3 protein-coding genes are annotated in these 4,053 nt (G+C 72.8%); 2 read left to right on the forward strand and 1 reads right to left on the reverse strand.

The annotated features are described in order from the left end of the window. Positions 1–1,214 (forward strand): hypothetical protein (locus tag G6045_RS41830; RefSeq protein WP_235968599.1); only part of this gene is annotated, 1,214 nt, incomplete at its 5' end. A gap of 120 nt (positions 1,215–1,334) precedes the next feature. On the opposite strand, the gene G6045_RS39645 is transcribed toward G6045_RS41830, so the two are convergent. Then, complete coding sequence (locus G6045_RS39645; protein WP_165337096.1) at positions 1,335–3,074, reverse strand: TIGR03767 family metallophosphoesterase; 1,740 nt, start codon at positions 3,072–3,074, stop codon at positions 1,335–1,337. Between the two features lie 357 nt (positions 3,075–3,431). On the opposite strand from G6045_RS39645, the gene G6045_RS39650 reads away from it, so the two are divergent. After that, positions 3,432–3,887 carry an NUDIX hydrolase gene (locus G6045_RS39650; protein WP_165337097.1) on the forward strand — a complete coding sequence of 152 codons (456 nt, stop codon included), beginning with the start codon at positions 3,432–3,434 and terminating at the stop codon, positions 3,885–3,887. The last annotated feature ends 166 nt before the right edge of the window (positions 3,888–4,053 follow it).

Here is a 4,053-nt window from a genome sequence, read left to right on the forward strand (position 1 = left end):
CCCCCCGCCCCCTGCACCACCTCTCCGACGGCGCGCGGCGCGTCCTGACCGCCGCCCAGTTGCGCAGCCACGGAGTGTCCGCCGCCGAGACCAACGCCCAGTGCCGGCCCGGCGGTCCGTGGCAGCAGGTGCTGCCCGGCGTGTTTCTGCTCCACCCCGGGCCGCCGACCAGCGAGGAGCGGCTGCACGCCGTGCTCCTGTACGCGGGGCGGCCCCCCGGCACCGGCACGGTCGCCGGTGCCACCGCGGGCGTGACCGGCGTCGCGCCCGGGCTCACCGCCATCCCGGCACAGACCGGCACGCTGAAGATGCCGCGGCAGTCCGCGGAATCCGCCGCCGCGGCCTCCCTGCCGCCCGCGGCCCGGCCGCCCGTCGAGCGCTCGGCGGACGAGCGGCGGTCCATGGCCGCCCACCCCTCCTCGTACCGGAGGAAGTCCGAAGTCCCGGCCCACAGCACCTCGTTCGCGTACGAGGACGTGGCGATCACCGGACTCGCCGCCCTGACGCTGCACGGATTCTCGGCCGCTCCCCCGCTGCTCTCGCTCGACCGCATCGATGTCCTGGTGCCCCGGACGCGGCGGCTGCGGTCCGTGGGCTTCGCGCGGGTCGCACGGACGCACGCGATGCCGCAGCCTCAGGACGTGACAGGTCTGCCGGTGGCCCCCGTGCCGCGTGCGCTGGCCGACGCGGTCGGTCAGCTCGACGACGCGGGCGCCGTACGGCGGCTGCTGATGGAAGCGGTGCGGGGCGGGCACTGCGAACCGGCCGCGATCGTACGGGAGTTGAACCACGCCCGGCTGCTCAGCCGGCCGCACGTCGTCGACGCCGTGGACTCGCTGCTCGCGGAGGGGCGGGCGATCGCCGAGGACCGGTTGTTCCGGATGGTGGCCGAGTTCGGCCTGCCGGACCCGCTGTGGAACGTGGACCTGCGGCTGCCGGGCGGTCCGCACCTGGGGGGCGTGGACGCGTACTGGCCCGATCAGGCGGTGGCCGTCGAGCTGGACACGCGGGCTCCGCGCCAGGACGACGACGCGCTCTGGTCCGAATACGCCCGCAAACGCGAGCACTTGGAGCGGCTCGGGATCACCGTCGTGCACATCACGCCGCGCAAGCTCAGGGATTTCCTGGAGCAGCAGGCCACGGTGGTCCGTACGGCACTGATGGCGTCGACCGACCGGGAGCCTGCGGCGTACGTGGTGGTGCTGCCGCGCTGAGGAGGGCGGCCGAGGAGGGGAGCGGAGGGGGCGGATCCCGGGGGTGGATCCGCCCCCTCCGCATGTCCGGGGGCGTGCGGAGGTCCGGTGCGGCATGCCCGGGGGCCCGCGAGGTCCGGTTCAGCGCTTGGGCAGCACCAGCTCCGTGTTGCGGTCGTACGCCTCGCCGAGCAACTCCGGGTTGCGGCCAGGAGAGTTGAACGACAGCTCGCGGTAGAGGGACGCGAGGCCTGTCTGGGTGAGGTCCTCGAAGGTGGTGCGGTGCGGCGCCGATGACTCGATGAGCGTGGTGAACAGGGAGAGCGTGCCGTCCTTGTTGTCGACGATCTCGATCACCCGGGCCAGCTGCGGATAGTCGATGTGGGAGGCCGTGGTGATCTCCCAGAACGTGCCGCGCGGACGGATCCTGTTCCGGTGGCTGTGTCCGTTCACCCAGGCCAGGACCCGAGGGTGGCGCTTGAGGAGCCCGACGAGCTCCTGCCCGCCGTGCCGTGCCTCGCGCGGGCGGGCCGGGTCGGGGCGGGTGTTGCGCATGGACGTGCTCGTGTGGTGGCTGAAGGCGATCGCGTAGCGGCCGTCCTTCGCCACCTGCTTCAGGGTGCGCTCCAGCCAGTTCCACTGCTCGGTGCCGAGCGAACCCTCGTAGTGGCCACCGGAGTTGGTGGTGTCGAGGCTGATGCCCAGGACGTCGTCGGCGATGTCGAAGGTGTAGTACTGGGTCGCCGAGGCGAGGTTGGCCTGCGTGTAACCGTGGCCGAGGGGGCCCGGCCCCTCGTGGACGGGGTCGAGGTGCGCCTTGAGGTACTCGGCGCGGGTGAAGGGGGCGCGGGCGGAGTCCGGGGTGGTCTGTCGCAGCTTGCCGCGGTGGGTGCGGATCAGGTCCTTGAAGTACGTGCCCTTGGGGTCGTCCCCGGCCCGTATCGCCTTCCAGAAGCGGGCGCCCTCGGACGGATCGAGCTCCATCAGCTTGCGGTCGCCGACGGCGAACTCGTGGAACCAGCCGTCGCCCGCGAAGCAACCGCCGGGCAGGGAGTCGTGGTTGCCGACCGTGGAGTACCAGGGGACGTTGAGACCGGGGCTGCGGACCGCGCCGATCGCCGCGTCGAGGAAGCCGTCGATACGGGGGAAGCCGGCCTTCTTGTCGGCGTCCCGCAGATCGGCGTCGGGGTGCCAGTAGAGCGGCAGTCCGCTGTCCTGGACGCCCTCGTAGCGGCGCGGGTCACCGGAGTTGGGGACGATCGTGCCGCCGCTCAACGCCTTGAGGAACCAGTCGAGTTCGCAGCGCGCGTTGTTGTCGGTGTTGTCGCCGGTGGTCATGACGAAGCTCAGGGGCGCGCCGGTGGCGGGCGCGCCCCTGAGGGCGTTGACGCGCTCCACCAGCGATACCGCGCCCTGTACGGAGAGGGCCTCCTGGGGGCGCCAGGCGCTCGCGGTCTCGGCGCGCAGGAACTCGTAGCGGTTGGGGTGCTGGGTGTCGACGATGTGCAGATCGGTGAACTGCACGAACGCGGCGAGCGCCCGGCGGCGGGCGTCGCGCCCCTTCTTGGCGCCGGCCATCTCGCCGCGGGTGACGCGCGGCCAGGCGGGCCCGCTGCCGAGCCGCCGGTAGCCGTGGCCCGAGCCCGGGGCGGCGACCGTGCTGAGCGTGGTGCCGCGCTTGTACGGGGCGAGGGGCGGTGCCGGCGCGGGGCGGTTGCTGAGCCGGTCGAGCGGCTGTGCGGGCCGGGCGGCCTGTGCTTCGTGGCCGCCGCCGTCGAGGCCGATGGCGAGCGCGATGCCGGTCGAGGCGGAGACGGCGCCCGCCGCGGCGAGGAAGGAACGGCGGTCGAGGGCGGTGGCGACAGAGCGTGTGCGCGGCATGGCGCGTCTCCCCGGGTCCGAACGCGGTTCGCGGGGGGGCCCGACCGGCTGCCCGTCGAACTCCCCGCTCGTACTGGATCGTTGGCAGCGGGGATGACCTGCGCGTAAACGAGACCGCAACGTCGCGGGCCGATCTCCGTACGTGGATCACGGACCGGTGCGGGCGTCATCCGTGGCTCATGGCGGGCTCGTCGACTCGACCGGAGGCGGTCACGCTGTGTTCATCTGGCGGGGTAGGCCGCGGGCGCGCCGCCTGTGGGGCGCGGGTTGGGGGCGTGTAGTCCGCGGGTTGGGGGCCGGGGAGCGTTTGGAGAACGGAGGTCTGCCGGAAGGTGTCCAGCCCTTAACGTGTGCAGGGTGCACAAAGAGCTGAGGGTGGCGGCCTACGCCGTCTGCGTACGCGACGGACAGCTTTTGCTCGCCCGCTGGGTGGCCGGGGACGGCAGCAAGCGGTGGACGCTGCCGGGCGGCGGGATGGAGCACGGCGAGGACCCGTACGACACGGTGATCCGCGAGGCCGAGGAGGAGACGGGGTACGCGGTGCGGCCCGTCACGCTGCTCGGCGTGGATTCCATCCGCCGCCGCTACCCGCGCAAGCTCGGCTCGTTCGCGGACTTCCACGGGCTGCGTCTGGTGTACGAGGGGGAGATCACCGGGGGCGACCTGCGCCACGAGACGGACGGCTCAACCGACATGGCGGCCTGGCACCCGCTGGACACGGTCGCCGGACTGCCCCGGGTGGGCCTGGTGGACGTGGGCCTGGGGCTGTGGCGCAAGCGGCCGGCGGTGGGGCGGGTCGAGTTGGAGCGGTGAGAAAGGCGGGTTCGGCTGCGGGGTGGGCTCGAGTGCGGGCAGTCGTGGGCTGGGGATCTACGTATCCCACCTCACCCCCCACCCCCACTCACCCCTCACCGGGGGACCAATTGTCGGCGCAATACCCCACAAATCACCCACGCCACCCGACAATCGGTCCCCCGAC

The sequence above is a fragment of the Streptomyces mesophilus genome, from assembly GCF_011044995.1.
Lineage (GTDB): Bacteria > Actinomycetota > Actinomycetes > Streptomycetales > Streptomycetaceae > Streptomyces > Streptomyces mesophilus.

Excerpts from the sequence above, each read along its gene's own strand:
- G6045_RS39645 (WP_165337096.1), bottom strand. The coding sequence starts at position 3,074 with ATGCCGCGCACACGCTCTGTCGCCACCGCCCTCGACCGCCGTTCCTTC.